This window comes from Vibrio ulleungensis, assembly GCF_016900875.1.
Lineage (GTDB): Bacteria > Pseudomonadota > Gammaproteobacteria > Enterobacterales > Vibrionaceae > Vibrio > Vibrio ulleungensis.
Genome location: NZ_JAFEUM010000003.1, coordinates 455382 through 480649, shown reverse-complemented (window position 1 = coordinate 480649; position 25268 = coordinate 455382). Strand labels below are relative to the sequence as shown.

Here is a 25268-nt window from a genome sequence, read left to right as displayed (position 1 = left end):
ATTGGATTTTGTATGACGTCAAACCTCCGCTGGCAACCTATCGGGTTACTGTTAATCGCAGTTGCTTTTTTAATGGGTTGCACAGATAACTCTCAGGTTGAGCGAGTAAGACAGGAAGGCTTCATTTACTGTGGACAAGGAAGCCCTCGTTTTTTTAATCCTCAGCTTGTCGATAACGATATAGCGACAGAAGCGCTAAGCCCGCAGCTGTTTGATGCCTTGCTTCAATTTGACAGTAAAACTATGGAGCCCTCACCTCATTTGGCTCAAAGTTGGACGGTGTCTGAAGACGGGCGCGAATACACGTTTGAACTCAGACGCGATGTACACTTTCATCACACTCCATGGTTTACACCAACTCGGACAATGAATGCTCAAGATGTCGTTTTTAGCTTTAAGCGCATCATCGATTCGCAACATCCGTATCACTATGTTAATAGTGCCAGCTACCCATGGTTTGCCGCGATCAATTTTTCAAACACCCTCGACGATGTGATCGCATTGTCAGACCACAAAGTGCTGTTCAAACTGAGCAAAGCAGATAACACCTTTTTGAGCAATCTATCGACTGTATACCCTGTCATTCACTCAGCAGAGTACGCCAACCAGCTAGCCGCGCTCGACGAGAAACATATCATCGATACACACCCAGTCGGCACCGGCTCGTTTAAGCTTAAAGAATTTAAACATCACGACTATATTAGGCTGACTCGAAACGAGAATTACTGGAAGTCTCCTGCAAAAATGCAGCAAGTCGTCTTTGATGTTTCCTCCCGCGGGACTGGCAGTTTATCAAAGCTGCTGAGCAATCAATGTGATGTTCTGTACTCTCCGATTATGAGCCAAGTTCCGGTTATTCGTGAACACACAGAGTTGGAGTTAGTAAAAGTGCCAGCGATGAACATCTCTTTCATTGCACTGCAAACCTCAAACCCAAAACTCAACCACCCAGATATTCGCAAAGCGTTAAGCCTTGCCATTAACCGCGAAAATATTATCGATACCGTCTATTTTGATAATGGTGAAGCGGCGTATTCCTTGCTACCTAGTGGCTCATGGGCCAGCAACAGAGATACAATTGCGGTGCGTTTTGATCCTAACTACGCAAGTGCACTGCTTGCAGAACACCTAAATGGACAACCACTTAATCTCACATTATGGGTGCCAGCGTCTGAACTCAGCTACCATCCAAGCCCGCGCAAAGTCGCGGAATTAGTGCAATCGGACTTTGCGGATGTTGGGGTTAATTTGTCCGTGGTGTTCGAAGATAGAGTGCAGCGTAATCATCGCCACAGTTCCCAGCAATACGATATGGTACTCAGCAGTTGGAATGCCGACACACCGGACCCGGATAATTTCTTCCGTCCGCTTTTATCTTGTGACGCCAATAGTGCCGGACTAAATGTATCCACCTGGTGTAACCCCGATTTTGACTTCCTTTTGGACCTAGCAAAGGAGACAACCGAGTCTAGATATAGAAAAAACCTCTATTATCAAGCTCAAGTCATTGTAAATGATGAAGTTCCATTGATTCCTTTGGCACACGGAGTACAATTCCAAGCAAAACACTACTCAATCGAAGGACTGCGGGTGAGCCCGTTTAATACTGAGTCGTTCGAGAACGTGTACAGGGAGTACTAATGTTAATCTATACCCTGCGCAGAATTAACCTATTTGTGATCACCTTACTGATTATATCGGTGGTGAGTTACAGCATTCTGCGTCTGGATCCAACTTCAACCTGGTCCATTCTCGACTTTTGGGAAGGCTGGCGAACCTATTTGAGCGAAGTGACTAACCTCAACTTTGGACTCAATGCCTCTGGACGGCCAATCAGTGATGAAATTTTCGTGGTATTTGCTGCCACTTTAGAGCTGTGCTTATTAGCCTTTTTATTGGCGCTCATTATTGGCATTCCTTTAGGAACCTTATCCGGTGTGCGACGAGGAAAACCGCTGGACAAGTTTATCTCCTTTGTCGCCACTGCCGCTTATGCTGCGCCGCTGTATTGGATTGCGCTACTGCTGATGTTATTGCTGTCACTGCAATGGGAGTTGCTGCCAGTGTCTGGACGTTATAACCCACTGTTTGATATTGAAACCGTTACTGGGTTTGCCATTGTAGACACGTTGATTTCCCCATCCCCCCATAAAGGGGACGCATTACAGAGCGTGTTACTTCACTTAGTATTGCCTTGTAGCGTGCTGGCAATTCCACCCGCGACGCAACTTGTGCGCTTGATGCGTTCTTCGGTTGCCCAAGTGATGAGTGAAAACTTTATCCGCGTGGCAAAAATACGCGGTTTGAGCAGCTACCAAATCATCGTTAAACATGTATTAAGAAATGCTTTTCCACCCATTATCCCGATGCTCGGCGTACAATTAGCGAGCATGCTGACCTTCGCCATTATCACCGAATCAATTTTTAGTTGGCCCGGTATTGGCCGGTGGTTACTGGATGCACTCGCTATGCGAGATTATGTCTCGATTCAAGCCGGTGTATTGGTTGTCGCCAGCTTTGTTTTGTTTACTCAGATATTATCGGATCTCATCGGCACGCTAATCAACCCCCTAGCGAGAAAGGAATGGTATGTTAACCGATAGCGTATACCAAGAAGACCACATCCCCACACAACGAGAGCGATTTATTAAGAGCTTTCGTGCTAATGGTTTGGGTATGTTTGGGCTTTGGAGCCTGCTCATTATCGTGCTTATCACGCTAATTTCTCCTTGGCTTACCCCACACGACCCTTATCAACAAACATCGCATCTCCTTCAGCCTCCTTCGTGGGATGTTGATGGCAGTATCGAATACTTCCTCGGTACCGATGATCTAGGAAGAGACATATTGTCTCGTCTTATGGTTGGCGGACAAATCACCTTTGCCAGTACCTTTGCCATTACCGTTATAGCCGCCATAATTGGCTGTACCATCGGTTCGCTTGCAGGGATGACTAAAGGCTTAATCTCCAGTACGCTCAATCACCTTCTCGATACCGTCATGTCAATCCCATCGTTGCTGTTGGCCATCATATTTGTGGCGTTTTGGGGAAGTGATGTATATACCGCGTTGTTCGCTATTTCTGTGGCGTTAATGCCTCGCTTCATACGTTCTACCTACAATGCGATCCACCAAGAAATTGAAAAAGACTACGTTATCGCCTCACGTCTTGATGGCGCAAATGACTATTACCTGTTTTGGAACTCGATTCTGCCAAACATTTTGCCTGTTGTTATCGCGGAATTTTTTACAGCCTTGACCATTGCCATCATCGACATGACTGCATTAGGGTTTTTAGGCTTAGGCGCACAAGGTGCAACGCCAGAATGGGGCACCATCATCGGTAACTCCGTAGAGCTGGTGTTCATTGCCTCATGGACCGTTATTTTGCCAGGGCTTGCAATAATGAGTACGGTTATTGCACTTTCTATCGTCGGTGAAGCGGCGCGAGATGCGTTAAATTCGGGGGTAGAATAATGCCACTAATTGATATCAGGCACTGCTCTATCGTTATCGACACTCCGCAAGGAAAAGTTCGCGCAGTCGAGCGGATGAGTCTCACCATCAATGAAGGTGAGATCCGCGGTTTGGTAGGAGAGTCAGGATCGGGAAAAAGCCTTATTGCTAAAGCGATCGTTGGGCTGACCAAGGACACCTGGACGGTCACCGCAGACCGAATGCGGTATGGCGACATCGACTTACTCCAACTGAGTAAAAAAGAGCGCCGCAAACTGATTGCCAAAGAAATCGGCATGATTTTTCAAGAACCATCTACCTGTCTCGATCCCAGTGAAAAAGTGGGTGAGCAGCTGGCGGAATCGATACCAAAGTCGGCCTATCAAGGCCCGTGGTGGAAGCGATTCGCGTGGCGCGGCAAGTTGTCGCATGCGCTGCTACACAAAGTTGGTATTAAAGAGCACAAGCGTGTCATGCAGTCATATCCGTACGAGCTTACCGATGGTGAGTGCCAAAAAGTCATGATTGCTATGGCGATTGCCGCTGGTCCTAAGTTGTTGATCGCCGATGAACCCACCAACGACTTAGATTCTGTTACCCAGGCTCAAATATTAAGACTGCTAAGCCGCATGAATCAGCTGCAACGCACCACTATTTTGCTGATCGGTCACGATCTATCAACCATTGCTCAATGGTCAGATAGGCTAACAGTGATGTATTGCGGACAGTCGGTAGAATCTGGCGCGACAAGAAAAGTGCTTGATGGCCCTAAGCATCCGTATACCGCGGCGTTAATAAAAGCGATGCCAGATTTCGCAAGTTCAGATCAACATAAACAAAGGCTCTCTTCCCTACCCGGCTCAATACCGCCATTACAGCATTTACCTATTGGTTGCCGGCTTGGGCCACGTTGTCCTTATGCTCGTAAAGAGTGTGTCGAAGCACCGCTGTCTAAAAAAGTGAAAGGCCACAAATACTCTTGCCATTTCCCACTCAACACGAAGGTGCCTGCATGAGCGCATTATTAGAAGTTAAAGACCTTTCTAAAACCTTCACTACTCGCACTGGGTTGTTTGGCAAGAAAGAAAAACAAGCGGTTAAACCGATCACATTTAGCTTAGAAGCGGGTGAAACGATCGGTTTGATAGGACAAAACGGCTCGGGTAAATCCACACTAGCCAAAATGATTGCTGGAGCCATTGAGCCAAGCAGCGGCCAAATATTGGTTAACGGTGAAGAGTTAGAGCACAAAGATTACTCAACGCGGTGCAAACTTATCCGAGTGATCTTTCAAGATCCAAATACGTCGCTTAATCCGCGGATCCAGATTGGCCGAATTCTCGAGGGTCCATTAAAGCGAAATACTGCAATGCCAAAAGAAGCGCGTGAAATGCGCGTGGCTCAAACGTTGAAACGCGTCGGATTGCTACCCGAGCACGCACACTTCTACCCGCAAATGCTCGCAACAGGTCAAAAACAGCGTGTTTGTATTGCGCGAGCGCTGATCTTACAACCTTCGGTCATAATCGCAGACCAAGCGCTTATTGGCCTCGACATGGCGATGCGCTCGCAAATTGTTAACTTGTTGCTCGAATTGCAAGAAGAAATGGGCGTGTCCTTCATCTATGTGTCCCAACATATTGGGATGATAAAACACATCACCGATAAAATACTGGTGATGGACAATGGTGGCGTTGTAGAAGCAGGAAACACGTTAGACATCATCGATAATCCAAAGCACTCCGTCACTCAAAAGTTGGTCGACAGCCACTTTATGCAAAAAGGTCGTTGCTAAAGCAACGACCTTTTGACTCAACAAGTATTGTACAGCAGACAGATAAGAATCTAGCAAAACGTAATCACGATGAGTGCTGCTGGCTCCCATCGCTCGCTAAACGATTAATATCGTTATTCTCCAATATCTTTTGAGGCTGCGGCGAAAGCACTGCGTGGATCATCGCATTTCCTAATTGTTCACTGGTGGTTGCCGCCATCAGCTTTGGCAACAGTGGATAAACGGGGCGCAAAGCCAAGTACAGTAAGTTATATAGCGTGGTTTTGCTTTTCACACCATGCTGAGGCAGCAACGCGCCAAGCCTAAACATATACGCGTCCTTAAAACCTATTTTAAGCAGCATATTCTCGGTCTTTCCTTTAACTCTGGCCCACATACTAGAGCCGTTTTCAGTGCTGTCTGCACCTGTACCGCTCACATAAGTCATGGTCATATGCGGAGATGCTGACACTAAAGTAGAGGCGAGTGCCAATGTGATGTCATAGGTGAGTCGCGTGTAGTCTTGCTCACTCATTCCAAACGAAGAGACTCCCATACAATGAAAACAAGCGTCATAGTTGTGAAGCTCTTTTTCCAATGAAGAAAAGTCGGCGAAATCCTGGTGGATAAGCTCTTTTACTTTCGGGTGGGTAACGCCCAGTGTTTTTCTTGTGATCACCGTAATCTGTGCAACATGTTCACTCTCAATACACTGATTTAAAACACTTCGCCCCACCATACCAGTGGCTCCAGTTATGATAACTCTCATCGTTCTAGTCTCGCCCGCACTAATGCTTTGTTTGTGATGATGATTTAAATTCGCGTGGTGACATTCCTGCCTTCGCTTTAAATAGCTTTGAGAAATGTTGAGGGTATTCAAAACCCAAATCGCACGATATTTGAGTGATGCTTAAACGTTCTTCTGCCATCATCTTTTTGGCTTTCTCCACCAAAAATAGATGGATAATTTCAAGAGCGGTTTTGCCTGTCTCCCGCTTGAGTAAGTCACTCAAATAATAGGGGGACAGTCCCAACTCTTTACCACAATACTGAACCGTGGGCACACCTAACTCAAGGGGCTTCTCGCTCTGATAATACCCATTTAACAATGCTTCAAATCGAGTCACATATTTCTTGTTTAAGTCGCTTCGGACGTAAAACTGTCTGTCATAAAATCGAGTACAGTACCCTAACATCAGCTCCAAATGTGAGCACAACAAAGCTTGAGTATGACGATCCATATTGAGTGAGGTCTCGTACAGAATTTTGTCCACAAAGTCCGCCACAATGGCGATTTCTTTTTCCGATAAATGCAGTGACTCATTGCTGTCGTACTCAAAAAAGCTGTATTGCTCCATCTTGTTTGACAGCGCCGTGTGCTTTAAAAGGTCAGCATGAAATACAAGAGTCCAACCAGAGGCGTCTTCCGAGCTTTCTATATTGGTGACTGTGGCCGTCTGTCCTGGTGCTAGAAAAATAACAGAGCCATCGTCAAAGTCGTAGGTACTGCGGCCATATTGCATGTCACAGCTAAGTCCCTTTTTAAACGATATCTGGTACAGATCAAACGTATAGCTACTATTAGACTCCGCTTTATTTTTTAACGCATCCATTGGAATGACTGAAATAAGAGGATGGGCGGGTCTAGCAAGCTCCAAAAAAGTGTGGAGTTCAGATATAGATTTAATGTGAGTTGATTTATTCATCGCTAATCGCTCTGTTTGAGACTCTATCGAACCATTCGAAATACACAAGAGCACACTGCGCCGTCTATGCTTTGCACTCTACTTTTCTACTCATTGAGCCTATTTGAGTAACCGCATCCGCGAACTATTGATAATAAGTATGGTAGCCCTTTTCCCATATTGGCAGCATCGTTTTTATTCTGGAACGAAACAGCCACTTCAATAGCGCCCCTGTTCCAAAATACTTTTGCTGGTAACTGCCCACATAGCGAAACATCATGCCGTCTTTATGTGGGATTAAGTAAAACTCACCCGTGTAGTTGTGGACTGGCATACCTTTACCACCGGGCTGGACTTGATAGCTGAAATATTCATGCGGTCTAAAACCAACGATCTTCTCAGTCAATTCAATCGTGTCGATTGTCAACCGCCGAATGGCTCCCAACCCTTGTGGGTGCTTTTGCCCCTTTTCAACCAGCAGCATTTCACCTTTCATGATGTCTGATTGAGTATACCAGTCTAGATCGAGTAGAAACGTCCAAAAACGCTCTGCGTCGATACCATTGTAAAGGTGATTAATTTCAAATGAGTAAGTTTTAGATTGAGTCACAATGTCGCTCACTTTGTGGAGAATGAGCATAGTTTACAAACCACTCTCAATGAATACTTATCGATTTCCCAAATATTAAGGTGAGAGTAATACACCAATATATTGGAGACGCCTCTTGAAGCTGAAAAACCTTTGTACACGGAGGGGTCGTGTTGTAAGTGCCTCTTTTCATCTTATAAACAGGCACCTGCGTCCACACCTAATAATGTGCTCTTCATACGTAAAATCAACGCCTTAAGAAATTACTGTCAAATAACCTAGCGTATTTTGGAAATGTATAAGTAATGCGGAGCCATTTCGATAACATTTCTCACTCAACAACACACAAGAGAATGAATATGACCCTAGAACAAAACAAAAAACTTGCGGCCAACGTCATCGACGCAATCAGCAATGACAATTGGGAAATTGTAAACGAAGCCTTTGATACAAATGCCGTTGTCTGGGTAGCAGGTTCGATGCCAATATCGGGTACCCATACCAAGGAATTTGTCATCGTTGCAGGGCAACGAACTCGAGAAGAGTTTCCCGAAGGCTTAAGCCTCACAGCCAAAGCCATGACCGCAGAGGGCGATCGAGTTGCGGTAGAAGCAGAATCACTAGGTCAGCATGTTAGCGGAAAAACCTATAACAACCATTTCCATATTTTAATGGAAATTAAAGATGGCAAAGTGCATACCTGGAAAGAGTACATGGACTCAATGCACGCCAATGAGGTTTTCTTTGGTTAAGATTCCAATTAAAACCGCCTATCAGCGGCTTTATTGCTTCAGTTTTTCGGCACAAGTCTAACATTTATACTAATAGTGGTGATCAACAGCTACTCTCGATATTCATCGACCTTTTTGGCACTCAACAAGTAGCCGGTTGTTGCTAAGTCTGTATCCTGTGATTCTGTCGTCAATTCACCAGTGACATAAACTACATCCCAAAGCTTTGTCACTGGTGCTCCCTCATCAAACTTTACGTATATTATCTGGTTGGGCGGTGGTGGCGGTACATGTATGCAAGCGCCAAAAAAAGGCACCAACAAAAATTCAGTCACATTTGACTCTGTTCCTTCAAGTGGAATAACAAACCCTGCAATGGAAATGTCTGCACCGTCTAAGTCTTCTCGAATTGAACCTGCTGCATTCTGTTTCGCTTGTGGGCCGACATGGCTTATTTGTATGCTTGCATTAGACAGATAGGCAGCACGCTCTTGTTCAGGGATCAGATCTAACCACTCAATGGCAAGACTAGATTCTGCACTTGCAGTGTTCACTAGCGCAGAACTTATAATGGCGAGGTATAGCAATATTTTATGTTTCATCGAAATTGGCCTTTTGTGTCACTTGGGACATTTACAGACCCAAGATTAAAGGCCTGAAATTGACTGATTAATGGTTAAAAGAGAAACTGTGCTTTTAATCCAAACACAATGTCTGTTTTGTCTTTTATCAATGCGTTTGCAGTATCACCGGCATCAATGGAGTCGAAGTTAATGGCGGTGTGGTTCATTACCTGAATACTTGGTGACAACTGGAACCATGGCGTCAGTTTAGAGCGATAGTACAATTCTGCGGTGTATTGGTCGTCAAAATCGATGCCACCAAATGTACTTGCCATTGGGCTTGCCCAGTTGAACGCCAATCCCAGCATGTCTTCTGAACGATTTGTAGGAATAAAGCCAAAACCTGCGCTTACCGACGCGTCGTACATTGCTCCGCCATCTTCAGCCCATCCAGCACGAATAAACGGAAGCCATTGGTTTTTAACCAGTCCTGAAACAGAGACACTCACGCCATGCCCCTCTTTATCACTCCCGACTGCATCGCGTTGCCAAAAAGATACGTGAGCATTATCAATGAACAACATATCGCTTGAAGGTGTATAACCGATTTCCAAGCTTTTCCATGTGGCACCGGTATCGAACAGATCTTTGACCCCTTGGGTGAGGTCTGAGGCATTGCCTTTCGCATCAAGAATACTTGCTGAACCATAAACATGGTCAGTAAAAAAGCCACCTAACATAACCCCTAGCGCGCCATCAGGAAGTCCTCCTATCGTGCCACTACCTGTAGTGAAAACGGCATTATTAAAATCGTTCCACGGGCTTGCCAAGGCGTAGAAATCGGTATAGTCCGTCATATCTAAGAACCCAGCATAAGCGACCATACGCTCTTCCAGCATCGATTGACGCCAAAAGAGGTGTGTGGTTCTAAATCCTTGATCGCCATATAATGAATGAGCGAATCCAAGGTAACCTAACTCTGTTAAACCAAAATCTTTAGGAGATGTATCTGTATATTTATGTCGATGTTCAAATTTGAATACAACCCCACCGGTAGAGCCAGAATCGGTATGAACCATATCCCATTGACCATACACCCGCAGTGCACCTGATGCTGCTGCTGAGTCGCCAAGCGCATCCGTTGCGGCCATTCCCAACATGTTGTAATCCATGCCAAGTTGCAACCCGTATTCTTTTTGCCATTGCTCCTTGGTCGTATTCCAAGCGTCAAAATGAGACGACTCAATGGGTTCATCTCGCATCACTGGTTGTTCTTCAAAGCTATTATCGTTGTCACTGGCTAATGTAGCGCCAGATACTGTTAACAGGGACAAAATTAGTGAGGAGGTAATTGATAGACGAAAATTCATTTTAGTCTCGTTGATTGGTTACGTATTTGAATAACAGGGCACACGCATTTACTACGAATAACTAAGGTGCCATATCGAGAATTGGATCTACTTTGTGCTCGCATAATGTGCAACTCAAAGTGAATAGACGGTATTGCTTAGAAGAATGACTTGTACATAAACCAAGCGACAGTGTCGTCAATGTCTTGGGTCATCGATGCTGACTCTATCGTGCCGTAGGTATTTTCTACACGAAACTCACCCCAGTGAGTTTTCGCAGCGTTCATGGGAGTACCAACACGTAGCGAGGTCTTTAGAGTGCTCGTCTCAATATCACCACCTGCGTATGTATACTCAGGGTTTATCATGACGTAAGTACCATCATTACCTGTTTTAAGAGTGAAGTAACCAGATGCCATACCACCGACTGTGGAGTTGTCCGACACATTAAATTGAGAAGTCAACGCATCACTATATTCTCCACCTAAAACGCCTCCTCTAAGGTACATAGAGAACTTTTCTGCTGGTGTAATTGCAACAACAGCACCAAGAGCAGCAGTTGTCATAGATGTATTGTCAATAAGGTCGAAAGACGCCGCAACTTTTGGTACGAGAGAATTTTCGAAGTTGAATACATGGAAATACTGTGCGCGTGCATCTTTGTATTTGCCTTCATTGTTCATATCCGCTTCTGCAACAACCATCCCTTGTTGCGTATCATTTACGGAAAACCCATAGGTCAGACTGCCTTTTACATCCCCTTTGTTGGTTGCCCCAACAGTGAACGACGTTGTTGCACGGGCAACATCAGATGGATCGTGTTCTTCTTCAGCCATCGCCGATAAACTTGAAAGTGATAGTACGGCTAGTGCAGTAAGAGTGAATGTGGTGTTTAGCGTCATTTTAAGCTCCAAAAAAGTTAATTAGTTGACGCGGAGATAGTACAAAGACTTTAGAAAACGGCTAACTTACGTTTGTAGGACGAAACTGGACAAAGGTAGGATTTTGCTTATATTGATGATAAGCGAACAGTAGCTACTATATATATTGGCGCACCTGGTTGAATGGTAAAGTTACACTGGCTTGCTGCTGTAAATGTAAGCACGTAAATCAATGGAGTGAAGAAATCATGAATTTTAGCCTTGAACAGCTGAGCACTTTTGTTGCTGTATACGAGCAAAAGTCCTTAAGCAAAGCCGCTGTAAAACTTAATAAGCACAGGAGCACTATTGGGCAAGTGGTTATGAATTTAGAAGACACACTCCAGGTAACTCTATTTGATAAAGTCGGTCGTTCTGTAGAGCCCACCCAAGAGGCGACTTCGTTGTATCGCTACGCAAAACAAGCCGTTGAGCAGTTAAGAACGTTTGATAAATTGGCAATGAACCTAGCATCTGGCGATTTAGAATCGATTAACATTGGCTACTGTAGTTTTGTCCCTCAAATTGCTATTGCTGACCTTAGGATGCAATTGGCAAAAGATTTCCCAAGTCTCAGGGTCAATCTATTTGTATGCGGAAAAGAAAAGATTAAAAAGGGGATCGAATCAGGAGAGTTCCATTTCGGCATCGTGAATGTTTATGACAGTACCGCAATAAATAGCCTGCACACCACTTATTTAGAAACCTTATCACTGGTGCCTTTTGGTGCCAGAAATAGCGAACTTTCCCGCACACATCCTGATGAAATGCTGGACAAGCTCAAAGGAACTAAGCAACTGGTCTTGCAGTCCTTATTGGAAGAAGGCCTGTCGGACAAGGTGATCTTATCTGCCAATTATGAAGCAATTGATCAACAATCCGTTGTTATTAGACTTGTTGAGCTAGGGCACGGTTGGGCACTTTTGCCTCGCTCAGTGATAAAATCAGAGCATATTAATCAAAACTTGGTTCAATTAGAGGTGAGTGAGCTGAAGAAAAGTCTCGAAATTCCTATCTCACTTTGGAGTCCACACTCAAGTCAACTTGAAAAGATCAGAGCGTCGATTCTCAATGCATTACAAGACTATATAGACTATGTCTTGGAAGAGCTAAACAACTAAGCACCCTTAGATCGTGCTCAGCTCATTTAGGTATAATAATATGGATAGTAGTGTGGCTTCTTACCAATAATTGCAAGATTAAGTACCACTTCAGTTGCGTATTACATCAATAACGTTGATACCGCGGCGCAATGACATTGGCAGAGCGTGAGTTTTAATTCTTCCGCTTTGTCGATAACTCGCACTCTGATTTAAAGCAATAAGTTAGTGATGTACTTGGTTGTCTCTTATGACACTTTACATACGTCAAACTCGTGAGTGGGCTCAACAAATTCGTATTGTGCATCGATAATTTGTAGTTCACATGCATCTTGCTCTTTAGTGACTTCAAGCACCCCATAAGCAGCATTGAATGCGTGACGAAATGACTCTAAAGGTAACATGTCCCTAACTAAGCACGCGGTAAAAAGAGACGAAAATAGATTACCCACGCCAAGCACCCTATCATCAAACTTAATCTTCGGAAGACGGGCGATAAAACATGAGCGTCGAGTCGATAGTAATACGTTATAGGTGTCGCTATTGGGTATCTCAAAGTGTTTGATTAAAACCATTTTAGGTCCCATATCAAGCACCATTTTGCTTGCTGTAACAACATCATAGAGTGAATCGACGTTAAGTCCGGTTAATTCACCCAACTCGATTTGGCCCAGGATCGCGGCATCTGATATTGGGACCAACGTCTGCTTGATGACCTTAATGTTTTCGACGGGTGGTTTGTCGGCACGTTCACCGATATTAAACTCTGGCTCACAGACATACAGAGCACTGGGATTACGCTTTCTGACCATCTGAACTGCTTCTACCACGGCACGATATTGCAATGCGCTGCATTGATGACCAGACAATACAGCGCCACATTCGCTTAGTTTACCAGCCTTGTCTAGGCCATTCATGAGCGCTGTAATATTGTCGGAGTCAGCCCTCTGCTTAGAATAGTCCTGCTCACATAAAGTGTTAGTTGAAAACTGAGCAGAATGGATCGGCCATACTTCCATTCCCATTTTCTGCATTGGAAATACGGCGGTGCTATTGCCAACGTGCCCACTCACATAGTGGGATTGAATCGATATAATACTTTTCATCTTTTACTCTCAACAATTGGGCTGATGCTCATTAGGTTTTTCAATATTGATCGCTATCTTATGAGTTAACACGCCAATGCTTGAATACTGTTTGTAGGATTGCATCATCGAGTTCGCTTTTCTTAGAGTGCGTAGATGATGAGTCGATAGCTAAAAAAGCCGCCGATTGAACTCGGCGGCCTTAAGGCTCATGGCTGAACCCATCAGTGATTGTGCTTATTTGTGCAGCTGATTCTTGTACACAACACCGTCTTTCATTATTAGGTCTAAATTGGTGTCTGGCAGGGCCAAGATTGAGATATCGTCAAGCGGGTTTCCATTCACAAGAAGAAGGTCTGCGTAGGCACCTTCCTGGATGACCCCCAGTTTTCCCTCTTTGTAGGGATGACGCTCACCTGATAGCTCAAAAAGCTCTGCGTTTTGTGATGTCGCTTGTTTCAATATTTCAAAAGGAGTGAAGTATTTGCTGCGTGCTATAAATTCACGATTTTGCATGCGGTGAAGGGTTAGCGAACCTAGAATATCGGTACCAAAAGTCATTTTTACACCGTACTCCTTAGCACGCTCATAGCCTGCCCGAGCTCCTTGTTGAGCTTGCAGATATTTTGGCACTGAATCTCCGGTCATGCCGGCTTTTTCAGGGGGTAAGCTGAAGGCCAAAAACTGTGTTGAGAACCATACATCATTTTTCTTCATTAATTTCATGGTTTCTTCCGATGCGAACAACCCATGTTCGATGCTTTTTACACCTGCCTTAATGGCATTTTGGATACCATCATCACTGTAGGCGTGTATTGCTGCATAAGTCCCCCATTTTTCTGCTTCAGTGACGATTGCCTTGAGTTCTTCATAAGTATATTCGGTGACATCTAATGGGTCGTGCGCACCAGTAATACTGCCGCTGCCAAATATTTTTAGGTGGGTTGCTCCAGAGCGCAGTACGTCTCTCGAGGCCTTTTGTACTTCCGGAACGCCATCAGCGATGATTGTCCAGCCTCGGATATACGCTTTGTCTATTTGACCCGTAAAGTGAGGTGACATGTAAAACATGCGTTTGTCATAATCACCATGGCCTGATGTCTGCGAAATAAACGCACCAGCCGGCAATATCCTAGGACCAGGAACGATATTCTCGTCAATGGCTTTTTTCAAACCAAATGCAGGGCCACCATTGTCGCGAATAGTCGTAAAGCCGCGCAAAAGCATTTCCCCAGCGTTTACGCCGGCAAGTGTGCCAGACCAACCTTCCGGCGCTCCATAGATGAGTGTTTCAATATCATCTGTCCACATAATATGAGTATGGGCATCAGTAAGCCCCGGAATCATCGTTCTACCATTTCCATCAATGATGTCGGCGCCTTCGTGTTTAATGTCTTCATGCGTGATCGTTTGTATTAGGTTATCAACAATTAGCACATTGGCACCCTCGGTAAGCTGTTCGTTAACACCGTCAAAGATGTCAACGTTGGTGATCACTACCGCTGATTCGCTAGCCAATGCCCCAAATGAAAGGCAGCTGCCAATTAATGTGCTGAGAATCGTGAGTTTTTTAAGTTTCATTTATTTATGCCTATGATTAATCATTGATTGAACAATTGATTACTAACTGTTCGCTAAGGTTATTAACGCACACTTCATAATCACGTCACAACCCAATGGAGAGAGGTCGTCTCATCCGATCCAACATACTGTAGTGTGGAGATTTTGTAGGCGCTCGTATGATAGCTCTCACAGTTTGAGCACGATGATTAATCACAACCAATGAGGCTTTAATCGTCCAAATAATTAACATATCGACTATTTTGAAAAGTGATGCTATCGCTCATTATTTGTCGTTACGTTCATTTGAAGCTCAGACAAAGTAGAGATTAGTAAAAAATATAAGGGCAACGAAATGAAAGTGAAAAAGCAATTGATCAATGTGTCGGTAATGGCGGCATTAATGTTAAATGCAGGAGCATTACATGCTGCGGACTATGACCTCGTGATTCAAAATGGTCGAGTAATGGATCCCGAAACCATGCTGGATGCTGTGCTTAATGTCGGCATTAAGAATGGTCAAATAGTCAAAATTTCTGCCGACCAACTAGACGGCGATAAGGTGATTGACGCATCTGGTCAGGTTGTGGCTCCAGGATTCATTGATACACACTTTCACTCTCTTGACGGCCTATCCATTAAACTTGCCGCACTTGATGGTGTAACCACTGGGATGGACCTCGAAATAGGTGCTACACGTGTGGCTGAATGGTATGAAAATAAGAAAGATGCCTGGCCTTTAAACTATGGTACAGCGATCAGTCAAGAAGCGACTAGGCTGGAGGTTTTGGATCCTGAAGTGATCATTGACCGTGCGTACGATGCGCCCGACATTCTCAGCAAATTGCGTACCGAGGCAGCTAAAGATGGTGTGAGTGGTTGGTCTGATACCAAAGCCAATGAAGAACAAATGAACCAAATCCTGACGATTTTGGATCAGGGCTTTAAAGAGGGTGCCATTAACTTAGCTTCAACAACTGCATATATGCGCAATGGACTGACATCATTTGAAATGTATGAATCACAAAAAGTCGCTGCAAATTGGGGACGTTTTACCGCCTCTCACACAAGATTTCATGGCAATCCAGTGAATCCGGAAGGACAGTTGGGGTTTGATGAAGTATTTGCAAATGCTGTCGCACTTAAGGCAGGTTTATTGATGCTTCACAACAATGAATTTGGCTGGTGGGAAGTCGAAGAAAAACTTAAATCTGCGCGAGAGCAAGGTATGAACATGTGGTCTGAATACTATCCGTACGACGCAGCGTCAACTGCCATTGGGTCCTCGTTTTTAATCCCCGAAAGTGTTGAAGGGTTGTTCGGTTACAAGTATGAAGACATTATCTACGATCCAGATTCTGACAAATTCTTAAATAAAGAAGAGTATTTAGAGATGGCAGCAAAAGATCCTGGGCACCTTGTTGTCATTTTTAGCCCACCACGTAAAGAGTGGCTAAAATATTTCTTGAAGATTCCGCATATGACGGTTGCGGCAGACTCGATATATTCTGGCCTGGGCGTTGATTCTTGGGACGCTGACTACACCGAATATAAAGGTCACCCACGTACTGCGGGTACGCGTGGTAAAGTATTTGCCATGGCTCGTGAAGAGGGAGTGCCACTGATGTTTACTCTGGCGCAGATGACTTACTGGCCGGCTAAACATTTAGGTGATGCAGGTCTAGAGGCTATGCAGCAACGCGGACGTATGCAAGAAGGTATGGTGGCTGACATCACTATTTTTGATCCGGAAACGGTTCAGGACAATTCAACTTATAAAGCGGGTGAACAAGGCAAACCTACATCTGGGATATCTTATGTGATTGTTCATGGTCAAAAAGTGGTCGACAATGGTGAGTTCAAAAAAGTGTGGGCTGGCCAACCGATTCGTCACACTCCTGAAGAGAAAGGACGCTTTAATGGCATAGACAAAGCAAGCTGGCTACAAAACATTACGGTGCCAACGTTTTCTGCCAATCAATCAGGTGCAGATGGCAATCCAACGTTTAAAAGTCAATAGGAATACGTTATGAGAATTGCTATATGTTTGCTTACGTGTTCAATTTCATTTGCTGGCCTAGTACATGGTAACTCGCTGGATGAGTTAGCCAGTGAGGTCACAGCACTCGACGCCTACCAAGCAATCGTAGAGCCAAACCGTCCTGTAGAGCACTCAAACAGTGAACTGTCTGATTATGCCTACGAGATAGGGCTCGATGTATCTAAGCTAACTTTAGGGCAAGTAGCGGAAATCGAATCTAACTTCAAAGGCAAACCATCTTGGGCGTTTTGCGATGAGCACCAAGGGGTAGAGATTGTAATGAATGGAAGTAGCCTATGGGAGCGAACCAAGGTAATGAAACTCCAGCGTTATGCAGATATTACTATAGTCCACTAACCAAGCTTCGATTATGACTATGTAAGAAATGCATAGCGTTACAAACCTGATAGCAAAGACTAAGTCCGATTTCGCAGATATGTGTATCGGACTTTTTATAGTATTGAAGGTTAACTCATGCTTCAGTGAAACCAATAGCAATCAGCAGTAGCAAGGAGAATACGTGGATTCAATGCACGCCAATGAGGTTTTCTTTGGTTAATCGGTATAAAAAAACCCGCTAATCAGCGGGTTTTTCTTCGAAAGTGCTTTTAAACCAATTCGTTTTGTAACCAAGGCCAGCCTTGCTTCTTACGACTTAGTGTATTTTCCATCATCAGTTGGCCATTTTGCTCGTGTTTAACCAACTTCTCTGCCCACTCACCTTTGTAAAGCAGACGAGTTTGCGCAGAAGTAATGTCTGTTAGCATTACCGCAGCAAACGCTAGTGAATCTTCTTCACAACGACGTTCTAGATCCGCTTCGATAGCGTCAATCATACCGTCTACTTGTTCTAGGGTTGCTAGCTCAACTTGACCGACTACTACGTTGCGCTCATTGAATGGATACGCTTTAAGATCTTTCTCTACCAATTGCGCAGCATCTAACCCTTCAATATCGGTTTTAGCAATCAACAAGTCTTTGATAAATGCATCGAGATCTTCAACACCAGCTAGTGGAGCAAGCTCAAGTACCGCGTCTTTGTCTTTTTGAGTACAGGTTGGCGATGCAAAGCCAACTGTGTCAGACAAGATTGCCGACATCATTAGCGTTGCAATAGGTTTGCTAATCTCAACATTTTCCATTTTGAACAGGTTGAACAAAATCGTACAGGTACAGCCAACAGGCCAAATCCATGCTTCTAACGGATTAACCGTCATGACATCACCCAGGCGATGGTGGTCGACAATACCAACAATCTCAGCTTCATTTACATCGTCAGGCGCTTGTGCAAGATCTGTGTAATCCACCAGCCACACTTTTTCACCCGCAACAGACGTTCGCAATTTTGGTTGCTCTAGATTAGCAGTTGCTAAAATGTGCTGAGTCTCGCGGTTAATTTCACCTTGACGTATTGGCATAGCTTCGAGGCCACGAGCTTTTAAAAGTTCGGTTGCCGCCAATGCGCTACAAATACTATCGCTATCTGGGTTTTTATGACCAACGACTAAAATCATTGCTTGTCCTATTCTTGTTAAATGAAACACAAAGCGTCATTGCTTTTTAAGTGGCACTACTTTACCCAATTTCGAGGGAATTTCCAATGTTCGCGCCTTCACTGATGCAGAAAACACCGTTTGCGCAAGTAATGATATTGCCAACCTATAGGCATAGGTGTATCTTCCTGTGCCAATGCCTCCACAAACCAACAAGTTACTAAGATTATGTTTAATTTTGCGCCTTTTTATCACTTGTTAGCCAATGATACTCGTCTGCAATCTTGGTTAAACACCCTACCGACACAACTCACCGATTGGCAAAATGCTGAGCATGGTGATTTTGAACGCTGGGTTAAAGCGCTAAACAAAATCTCGGACCAAAAGCCCGACTCGGTAGAGCTTGAATACGAAGTTAAGGTATCTAACCAATCGCCACTCATAGACGGTGAAAAAAAGAAACTAGAGAACTTGCTGCGCACTTTCCACCCTTGGCGCAAAGGACCTTATACCGTTCACGATATTCATATTGATACTGAATGGCGTTCAGACTGGAAATGGGACCGAGTTTTACCCCATATTAGTGACCTGAAAAATCGCCACATTCTCGATGTTGGCTGTGGGAACGGCTATCACATGTGGCGCATGCTCGGTGCTGGAGCACGATTGTGTGTTGGAATCGATCCATCGCACTTATTTTTGGTGCAGTTTGAAGCCATTCGAAAATTGATGGGCAACGAGCAACGTGCTCATTTGCTGCCACTTGGCATTGAACAACTGCCCAAACTTGAAGCGTTTGACACTGTATTTAGTATGGGAGTCTTGTACCATCGTCGTTCACCTTTGGATCACCTAATCCAACTCAAAGATCAGTTAGTCGCTGGTGGTGAGCTTGTACTTGAAACATTAGTGATCGATGGCGATGAGAACGCAGTGCTTGTACCCGCAGATCGCTATGCGCAAATGCGTAATGTGTATTTCTTCCCGTCTGCAAAAGCGCTAAAAGTCTGGCTTGAAAAAGTTGGCTTCGAAAACGTGCGAATAGTCGACCAAAACACGACGACTACCGGTGAACAACGCTCCACAGAATGGATGACCCATAACTCACTTCCAGAATATTTAGATAGTGACGATCCCACTAAAACGGTAGAAGGATTACCCGCGCCGAAACGTGCAATCTTAGTTGCTAATAAGCCCCAGTAACTTATTGAAGCAAAAGAGTCTTTTATTTGTTCTTGGTCTCTCAAAAGGCTCATCTAGCACTTTTTACTGACTTTACTTTAACAAAAGTTTAGTCATTGTCTTTTACAATTGCCCTGTTCCCTGTCCATTATGTTTATTAACTCAATAACTATGAAAAAAGTCCTGTCTGCTGCTACTGTTTTATTTCTACTAGGTTGTGCCCAAACACCTACAAAACAACAATTCGAAGTTCAAACTCGTTCAATAGAACAAATGCAAACTAACTATTTGGAACTCGTCACTATTTTACACCGTATGGAAAATGACCTGTCGGTAAAATCGTCGCAAATATTCCAGATGCATCAGCAAATCGAATCTCTGTCCTCTGAAATTCAAAAGCAACAGCAACTCCAACGTAAGCAAATGGTGGTCAAAGAGCCTGAAATTGTTTATGTCGTCGCAGAAGCACCAACCAATAATGAAACCCCACGTGATGTTGTCGTCCTTGGCGCTGTCGAAACCGTATCGCTTTCAGGTATCGAACAAAATTTCGACGCTCGAGTGGATACTGGCGCCACTACATCATCCATCGATGCTCAAAACATAAAAGAATTCGAGCGAAATGGTAAAAAATGGGTTAAATTTCATATATCTGAAAAGGAAAATGACCAAGGCGGTAAATTGTGGGTAGAAGTGCCTATAATTCGGTATGCCAGCGTTAGACAAGTTAACACACCGGACCTACAGAAACGTCCAGTTGTTTCAATCCCGTTACAACTTGGCAACCTTAGGGAAAATGTTGAATTTACGCTGACAGATCGATCTCACATGGATCATAGTGTATTGCTTGGTAGAGAGTTCTTGAAAGACATCGCCATCGTCGACGTTAGTAAAGAACACATTCACTCACAATCAGATAGTTAATAACAGTTACATCACTCAATCATCAAAAGGACAGTTATGATTTCGAGAATCCCATTTTATTTGCTAGTGGCCGTGCTGTTAGTTGTTGGCGTTGCTTTAAGTTTTACAAGGCATGCAGACTACGGTGTGCCATGGGTACCCGGTGAATCACGCGAAGTTTGGGACGTAGAAGCTCGAATAGAATTCGATGCCCTAGGTGACAAAGTGAAAATTTCGTTAGCCGCGCCGAATACGCAACCCGGATTTACACTAACCGACGAAAGTGCTTCATCACCTGGCTACGGTGTGTCTTATGTAGACACCGACGCTGGTCGCCGCGCTGAATGGTCTATTCGATACGCCGAAGGCCCACAAACCATCTATTACAAAACACAGTTTTTGGTGGACCCAAATGTTAAGCTTGAGCCTATCAAGCCTGAAGACGTAGACATTGTTGCTCCAACCTTCGACGGTCCTCAAGAAGCTGCCGCAAACGCGATTATTGAGCAAGCCCTAGACCGCTCTGCTGATGATGTTACCTTTGCGCGTGAATTGACGAAAAAACTGAATGACAAAGACAGTCAAAACGCCGCGTTGCTGCTGAATCAATACGATAAAACAGAGGCGTTGACCGCACTGCTGTCACACGCAGAAGTAGCAAATCGTGTTGTTGGCGTTATAACACTTGAAGATGGACGTCGCCGTCAAATCGCAGCCAACATGGTACAAGTTTGGGATGGCGATAAGTGGGAACTGTTTAACGCCGATACTGGCGCTCAGGGTAAAAAGGACAACGTGTTAATTTGGGACGAGTCTAACGTCTCATTACTCGATGCGATTGGCGTCGAGAATAGCCAAGTCCGCTTCTCTATGATTGCCCAAGATATCTCTCCTCGCCTTGCGACAAGTAAAAAAGTCGAGTCTGATAGCCTACTTAACTTCTCTATCCACAGCTTACCGATTGAAGAGCAATCTATGTTTAAAACCATAATGCTCATCCCTATTGGTGCCTTTATCGTCGTCTTCTTACGATTGATTGTGGGTCTTAAGACCTCAGGTACCTTTATGCCAGTACTGATTGCGGTTGCGTTTGTGCAAACTCAACTTCTCACCGGTATCGTTGGATTTTTGTTGATTGTTGGAACAGGCCTAGTTATCCGTGCCTATCTCACCAAGCTTAACTTACTGTTAGTCGCGCGAATATCTGCGGTTATTATTACCGTAATCCTGATCATTTCTGTCTTTACCATTGTCGCGTTCAACATTGGACTTGTCGAAGGGTTAACCATTACCTTCTTCCCAATGATCATCCTCTCTTGGACCATTGAGCGTATGTCGATTCTATGGGAAGAGGAAGGTGCCAAAGAGGTTATGCTACAAGGTGGTGGTTCACTACTTACCGCTATTCTGGTGTACGCTGCGATGACCAATCCATATGTACAGCATCTAACGTTTAACTTTATTGGTATTCAATTGATCATACTGGCGGCAATATTGCTGCTTGGTAACTACACGGGCTACCGCCTCACTGAATTACGTCGCTTTAAACCACTCGCGGAGGATTAAGCTATGTTAAGTCAGTTTACTTCACCGTTTAAGATCCGCAATAAAGGGATCATGGGGATGAACCAACGAAACCACAGTTTCATTGGGCGCTACAACGACCGTAGCAAATACCCTTTAGTGGACGACAAACTAAAAACAAAAATTGTCGCCAAAAAACATGGTGCCAGTACTCCTACCCTTATTGGGGTTATCGAGAATCAGTTTTCGGTAAAAGGTATCCATAAAATGGTAGAGAATTGGCCTGGCTTTGTGATTAAGCCTGCTCAAGGAAGCGGTGGTAAAGGGATCTTAGTGATAACTTCTCACAAAGACGGCACCTATACCAAGCCCTCAGGTGCTACTGTGGGTAAAGCTGAAGTCGAACGTCACATCACAAACACCTTGGCTGGTCTGTTTTCGCTTGGTGGTAAGAATGACGTCGCAGTTGTTGAGAACTTAATTAAGTTCGACTCTTGCTTTGAAGGATTTAGTTACGAAGGCGTGCCTGATGTCCGTATCATCGTTTTTCAGGGTTACCCTGTTATGGCAATGATGCGACTATCTACCAGTGATTCTGACGGCAAAGCGAACCTTCACCAAGGTGCGGTGGGCGTGGGTATAGACATCGGTACCGGTCGTGCTGTACGCGCAGTACAATTTGACCAACCTGTCACTCACCACCCAGATACCGGTAAAGAGCTAGCGTCCTTACAAGTACCTCATTGGGAAAAGCTGTTAGAGATTGCCTCAAGTGCTTGGGAGATGACTGGCCTTGGCTATATGGGCACAGATATGGTGTTAGATCGTGAAGAAGGGCCTATGGTGCTCGAACTGAACGCTCGTCCTGGCCTTGCAATCCAAATCGCTAATGGTGCTGGATTACTTCCTCGGTTAAATCATATAGAAAACCTTGAAGAGCAAATCCAGTACCCTGACGTCAAAGAGCGCGTAGCGTACGCAATGCAGCAGTTTGGTGTGTACAACACATAGAGCCAAACACTCAGCTCAACAAAAAACGGGCAACCTTTTAAAGGTTGCCCGTTTTTTTATAATATTAGCAAGCTACTTGTTCAGCGCTTCTTTGTAGTGGCGACGACACACCGATACATAGCGATCGTTACCACCAATAGCAACCTGATCACCCTCAGCAATGGCTTTGCCTGTTTCGTCAGTACGGATCACCATATTGGCTTTGCGACCACAGTGACAAATGGTTTTTAATTCAACCAATTTATCTGCCCACGCTAACAAGAACTGACTGCCCTCAAATAGGTTACCGAGGAAGTCCGTGCGTAGCCCGTAACACAACACAGGAATGTTAAGTTTATCGACCACTTCCGTGAGTTGATACACCTGTTGCTTGGTTAAAAACTGGCACTCATCCACCAACAAACAATGACATTTTTCTTTTGCGTATAACGCTTTAACTGACTCAAATAAGTCGGTATCACCATCAAAAAGGTGTGCGTCAGCCTGCAAGCCGATCCGCGAACTGACCTTGCCTACTTCTTCTCTATCATCGATGGCTGCGGTAAAAATTAGCGGATTCATTCCGCGCTCTTGATAGTTAAATGATGACTGAAGTAGGGTCGTCGACTTACCTGCATTCATTGCAGAATAATAGAAATACATCTGTGCCAATGTGAAATCCTTGAATTTTGGTTGTAAAAAAGGACTGCTGAACAGTCCTATTTTGTCAGTAAACTTATTTGCGTCGCCAAGTCGTACCTTGAGCGCCGTCTTCCAACACAATGCCCATCTCGTTCAACTTGTCACGAGCTAAGTCGGCGTTGGCCCAGTCTTTGTTTGCACGCGAGTCGTTACGTAATTTGATCAGCGCTTCGATTTCAGCCACCTCATCGTCGTCCTCGTTACCCTGCAAGAACGCTTCTGGATCTTGATGAAGAATCCCTACAACCGCTGCAAGTTCGCGCATAAGAGCACCTAACCCACTGGCCTTGTTGATATCTTCTGTTTTGAGGCGATTAATTTCACGAGCCATCTCAAACAACACTGAATAGGCTTCTGGCGTATTAAAATCATCATTCATTGCGTTGGTAAACTTAGCAACAAACGCTTCTCCACCTGCCGGCGCCGCGTTCATATCCAATCCACGTAGCGACGTATAAAGTCGCTCTAGAGACGCTCTAGATTGTTCTAGGTTATCTACGCTGTAGTTTAATTGACTACGGTAATGTGCAGACATCAAGAAGTAACGAACAGTCTCTTGATCAAAGTGGCCCAACACATCGCGAATGGTAAAGAAGTTGCCCAAAGACTTAGACATTTTCTCTTTATCGACCATCACCATGCCACTGTGCATCCAAGTATTGACATACTGCGTATCGTGAGCACAGCAAGACTGAGCAATTTCGTTTTCATGGTGTGGGAAAGTAAGATCTGAACCACCACCGTGAATATCAAAATGGTTACCAAGCAGGCTAGAGTTCATTGCCGAACACTCAATATGCCAGCCAGGACGACCAGCCCCCCAAGGAGATTCCCATGTAGGCTCTCCTGGCTTAGACATCTTCCAAAGCACAAAATCCAATGGACTGCGTTTGGCAGTGTCGATGTCGACACGTGCGCCGGCTTGAAGCTGATCCAAATCTTGCTTTGAAAGACGCCCATACTCATCGTACTTAGACACTTCAAACATCACGTCGCCGTTATCAGCGACATAGGCAAACTCACGTTCGATCAATCGTTCTACTAGAGCAATGATTTCATCAATATATTGAGTCGCACGGGGCTCGTGATCCGGACGCTTCATATTCAGCGCATCGAAGTCGGCGTGCATATCAGCAATCAGTCGCTCGGTAAGCGCTTCACAGCTTTCGTCGTTTTCTGCAGCTCGTTTAATGATTTTGTCGTCAATATCGGTAATATTGCGCACGTAGTTTAGGTCATAGCCTAAATAACGCAGGTAACGAGAAACCACATCAAAAGAAACAAACGTGCGACCATGACCAATGTGACAGAGATCGTAGATGGTGACACCACACACGTACATGCCCACTTTATTGTCAGTGATGGGCTTAAATTCCTCTTTTCGCTTGGTCAATGTGTTGTATATCTTTAACATGATCTCTACTATGTTGTTGGTTTTACAAGGCTAGCCTCGCAGTATATCAACTTCATACTCAACAGGGTATAGCTGAGCGAGCTATTATTAATCGATTGGTTTCTGTGGCTTTGCAATTCGTACTACAGCAAGCTTCTAGTGCCTTGGCCGTGACATTCTACTTAAGGATCGATTAAAATCGCCCGCGTAATGCCATATTGGCAGTTA

At 44.5% G+C, this 25268-nt stretch carries 24 protein-coding genes; 13 read left to right on the top strand and 11 right to left on the bottom strand.

Features of this window, described 5'->3' with window-relative positions; all coding sequences use genetic code 11:
* The first annotated feature begins 12 nt into the window (after window positions 1-12).
* The 5 genes from JQC93_RS10795 to JQC93_RS10775 are packed head-to-tail and all read left to right on the top strand — an operon-like array spanning window position 13 to window position 5251.
* Entirely contained in the window at window positions 13-1641 is a 1629-nt protein-coding gene (locus JQC93_RS10795) for an ABC transporter substrate-binding protein (protein ID WP_205158434.1), read from the top strand.
* Window positions 1641-2603, top strand: a complete 963-nt coding sequence (locus tag JQC93_RS10790) for an ABC transporter permease (protein ID WP_205158433.1) — start codon at window positions 1641-1643, stop codon at window positions 2601-2603. Before JQC93_RS10795 ends, JQC93_RS10790 begins: the two co-directional genes overlap by 1 nt.
* Complete coding sequence (locus tag JQC93_RS10785; protein WP_205158432.1) at window positions 2590-3477, top strand: ABC transporter permease subunit; 888 nt, start codon at window positions 2590-2592, stop codon at window positions 3475-3477. The genes JQC93_RS10790 and JQC93_RS10785 overlap by 14 nt, the downstream gene beginning before the upstream one ends.
* Window positions 3477-4472: a peptide ABC transporter ATP-binding protein gene (locus tag JQC93_RS10780; protein WP_205158431.1), complete on the top strand. Its 996-nt coding sequence runs from the start codon at window positions 3477-3479 to the stop codon at window positions 4470-4472. Before JQC93_RS10785 ends, JQC93_RS10780 begins: the two co-directional genes overlap by 1 nt.
* A complete protein-coding gene (locus JQC93_RS10775; RefSeq protein ID WP_205158430.1) occupies window positions 4469-5251 on the top strand; it encodes a peptide ABC transporter ATP-binding protein in 783 nt (260 codons plus the stop codon). The genes JQC93_RS10780 and JQC93_RS10775 overlap by 4 nt, the downstream gene beginning before the upstream one ends.
* Before the next feature lie 64 nt (window positions 5252-5315).
* On the opposite strand, the gene JQC93_RS10770 is transcribed toward JQC93_RS10775, so the two are convergent.
* The 3 genes from JQC93_RS10770 to JQC93_RS10760 all read right to left on the bottom strand — a co-directional run bounded on the left by JQC93_RS10770 (window position 5316) and on the right by JQC93_RS10760 (window position 7555).
* Entirely contained in the window at window positions 5316-5999 is a 684-nt protein-coding gene (locus JQC93_RS10770) for an NAD-dependent epimerase/dehydratase family protein (RefSeq protein WP_205158429.1), read from the bottom strand.
* Between the two features lie 19 nt (window positions 6000-6018).
* A complete protein-coding gene (locus JQC93_RS10765; protein ID WP_236009470.1) occupies window positions 6019-6936 on the bottom strand; it encodes a helix-turn-helix domain-containing protein in 918 nt (305 codons plus the stop codon).
* Window positions 6937-7060: 124 nt separating this feature from the next.
* Window positions 7061-7555 (bottom strand): hypothetical protein, encoded by a 495-nt coding sequence (locus JQC93_RS10760; RefSeq protein ID WP_205158428.1) that lies wholly within the window; start codon window positions 7553-7555, stop codon window positions 7061-7063.
* Window positions 7556-7863: 308 nt separating this feature from the next.
* On the opposite strand from JQC93_RS10760, the gene JQC93_RS10755 reads away from it, so the two are divergent.
* Window positions 7864-8256, top strand: a complete 393-nt coding sequence (locus JQC93_RS10755) for a nuclear transport factor 2 family protein (RefSeq protein WP_205158427.1) — start codon at window positions 7864-7866, stop codon at window positions 8254-8256.
* A gap of 89 nt (window positions 8257-8345) precedes the next feature.
* Here the strand turns inward: JQC93_RS10755 and JQC93_RS10750 are convergent, their stop codons facing one another.
* From JQC93_RS10750 to JQC93_RS10740, 3 genes are all read right to left on the bottom strand, one after another.
* Window positions 8346-8837: a DUF3299 domain-containing protein gene (locus JQC93_RS10750; RefSeq protein ID WP_205158426.1), complete on the bottom strand. Its 492-nt coding sequence runs from the start codon at window positions 8835-8837 to the stop codon at window positions 8346-8348.
* Between the two features lie 74 nt (window positions 8838-8911).
* Window positions 8912-10168, bottom strand: a complete 1257-nt coding sequence (locus JQC93_RS10745) for a carbohydrate porin (RefSeq protein WP_236009469.1) — start codon at window positions 10166-10168, stop codon at window positions 8912-8914.
* Between the two features lie 137 nt (window positions 10169-10305).
* Window positions 10306-11049, bottom strand: a complete 744-nt coding sequence (locus JQC93_RS10740; RefSeq protein WP_205158425.1) for a hypothetical protein — start codon at window positions 11047-11049, stop codon at window positions 10306-10308.
* A gap of 227 nt (window positions 11050-11276) precedes the next feature.
* Here JQC93_RS10740 and JQC93_RS10735 point away from each other — a divergent pair, with 227 nt between their 5' ends.
* Window positions 11277-12188 (top strand): LysR family transcriptional regulator, encoded by a 912-nt coding sequence (locus JQC93_RS10735; protein WP_205158424.1) that lies wholly within the window; start codon window positions 11277-11279, stop codon window positions 12186-12188.
* 227 nt (window positions 12189-12415) lie between these two features.
* Here the strand turns inward: JQC93_RS10735 and pdxY are convergent, their stop codons facing one another.
* Window positions 12416-13273: a pyridoxal kinase gene (pdxY, locus tag JQC93_RS10730; RefSeq protein WP_205158423.1), complete on the bottom strand. Its 858-nt coding sequence runs from the start codon at window positions 13271-13273 to the stop codon at window positions 12416-12418.
* 216 nt (window positions 13274-13489) lie between these two features.
* Window positions 13490-14833 (bottom strand): metal-dependent hydrolase family protein, encoded by a 1344-nt coding sequence (locus JQC93_RS10725; protein WP_205158422.1) that lies wholly within the window; start codon window positions 14831-14833, stop codon window positions 13490-13492.
* A gap of 334 nt (window positions 14834-15167) precedes the next feature.
* Between JQC93_RS10725 and JQC93_RS10720 the strand changes: the two genes are divergently transcribed.
* Window positions 15168-16832: an amidohydrolase family protein gene (locus JQC93_RS10720; RefSeq protein WP_205158421.1), complete on the top strand. Its 1665-nt coding sequence runs from the start codon at window positions 15168-15170 to the stop codon at window positions 16830-16832.
* Window positions 16833-16841: 9 nt separating this feature from the next.
* On the top strand, window positions 16842-17210 hold the full coding sequence (locus tag JQC93_RS10715; protein WP_205158420.1) for a hypothetical protein: 369 nt from the start codon (window positions 16842-16844) through the stop codon (window positions 17208-17210).
* A gap of 251 nt (window positions 17211-17461) precedes the next feature.
* Here JQC93_RS10715 and JQC93_RS10710 read toward each other — a convergent pair whose 3' ends face one another.
* On the bottom strand, window positions 17462-18367 hold the full coding sequence (locus JQC93_RS10710) for a manganese-dependent inorganic pyrophosphatase (RefSeq protein WP_205158419.1): 906 nt from the start codon (window positions 18365-18367) through the stop codon (window positions 17462-17464).
* Window positions 18368-18574: 207 nt separating this feature from the next.
* Between JQC93_RS10710 and cmoB the strand changes: the two genes are divergently transcribed.
* The 4 genes from cmoB to JQC93_RS10690 all read left to right on the top strand — a co-directional run bounded on the left by cmoB (window position 18575) and on the right by JQC93_RS10690 (window position 22966).
* A complete protein-coding gene (gene cmoB / locus JQC93_RS10705) occupies window positions 18575-19549 on the top strand; it encodes a tRNA 5-methoxyuridine(34)/uridine 5-oxyacetic acid(34) synthase CmoB (protein ID WP_205158418.1) in 975 nt (324 codons plus the stop codon).
* A gap of 252 nt (window positions 19550-19801) precedes the next feature.
* Complete coding sequence (locus JQC93_RS10700; protein WP_205158417.1) at window positions 19802-20452, top strand: ATP-dependent zinc protease family protein; 651 nt, start codon at window positions 19802-19804, stop codon at window positions 20450-20452.
* A 36-nt stretch (window positions 20453-20488) separates the two neighbouring features.
* Window positions 20489-21997, top strand: coding sequence for an inactive transglutaminase family protein (locus tag JQC93_RS10695; RefSeq protein ID WP_205158416.1), 1509 nt, complete (start codon window positions 20489-20491; stop codon window positions 21995-21997).
* 3 nt (window positions 21998-22000) lie between these two features.
* Window positions 22001-22966: an alpha-L-glutamate ligase-like protein gene (locus JQC93_RS10690; protein WP_205158415.1), complete on the top strand. Its 966-nt coding sequence runs from the start codon at window positions 22001-22003 to the stop codon at window positions 22964-22966.
* Window positions 22967-23038: 72 nt separating this feature from the next.
* Here the strand turns inward: JQC93_RS10690 and JQC93_RS10685 are convergent, their stop codons facing one another.
* Window positions 23039-23617: a thymidine kinase gene (locus JQC93_RS10685; protein WP_205158414.1), complete on the bottom strand. Its 579-nt coding sequence runs from the start codon at window positions 23615-23617 to the stop codon at window positions 23039-23041.
* 64 nt (window positions 23618-23681) lie between these two features.
* Window positions 23682-25061, bottom strand: coding sequence for a cysteine--tRNA ligase (gene cysS / locus JQC93_RS10680; RefSeq protein ID WP_205158413.1), 1380 nt, complete (start codon window positions 25059-25061; stop codon window positions 23682-23684).
* Between the last annotated feature and the right edge of the window lie 207 nt (window positions 25062-25268).